Origin of the sequence: Brevibacillus sp. HB1.1 (assembly GCF_013332445.1) — a bacterium.
Lineage (GTDB): Bacteria > Bacillota > Bacilli > Brevibacillales > Brevibacillaceae > Brevibacillus > Brevibacillus porteri.
On the sequence record NZ_JABMIV010000034.1, the window covers coordinates 1 to 649 of the forward strand.

At 43.1% G+C, this 649-nt stretch carries 1 protein-coding gene; it reads right to left on the reverse strand.

The annotated features are described in order from the left end of the window. Positions 1-118: 118 nt before the first annotated feature. Positions 119-418, reverse strand: coding sequence for a cupredoxin domain-containing protein (locus HPY27_RS30280; protein WP_026043320.1), 300 nt, complete (start codon positions 416-418; stop codon positions 119-121). Positions 419-649: the final 231 nt, after the last annotated feature.

Here is a 649-nt window from a genome sequence, read left to right on the forward strand (position 1 = left end):
CTCACACCGGATACCGATATTTTGTCGGATAACCCAAGCTATCAACCCATTCTGGTGTACAGAACAGCCATATCTCTAGACCACCGAGAAATTGATGCCCTAACCGGCAAATTTACTACTACAGCTGAATTTTATTCCAGTCCGTACTAAGGCAGAAGGCTAACCCGTGCAGGAGGATATCGAGCAGCGGATCAGCGACTTTCTGCTCCATTTTACCGGCAACCAGATAGTCAATGACGAGCATGCCTTGGAAGCCTGTTTCCGGATAGCCAGGTGCGTCTGATACGAAATGATACCGACCGCGTTTATCGGCTGAAAACTGTAAGAGTGTCGATTGAGTCGGCTTCAATTCTGTGGATGTAAGGTTTAGATCACGAATGGATAGATTGTGAGGGCGCGTATCGGTGTTGACGATCATCAACGAGACATTGTGCTTTCAACTCCTTTGAGGACAATAGCATGGGAAGTTACTATTATCCTGTCCCCGGAGGGGGATAAACACTTTTTCCCTATTCGATTGAAGAAGGAGTGGAAAAACGTATCTCTCCCTGTCATGCAAAATAAAAAAGACTGTTGATATTGATTCAACAGCTTTTTTATTTTGTATTTTTTGTAACCTTTTGGTATTTTTTACGATTAATTAATGTTG

What these genes read in the sequence shown, in the direction of transcription:
- HPY27_RS30280 (WP_026043320.1), bottom strand. Translation starts at nt 418, where the DNA reads ATGATCGTCAACACCGATACGCGCCCTCACAATCTATCCATTCGTGAT.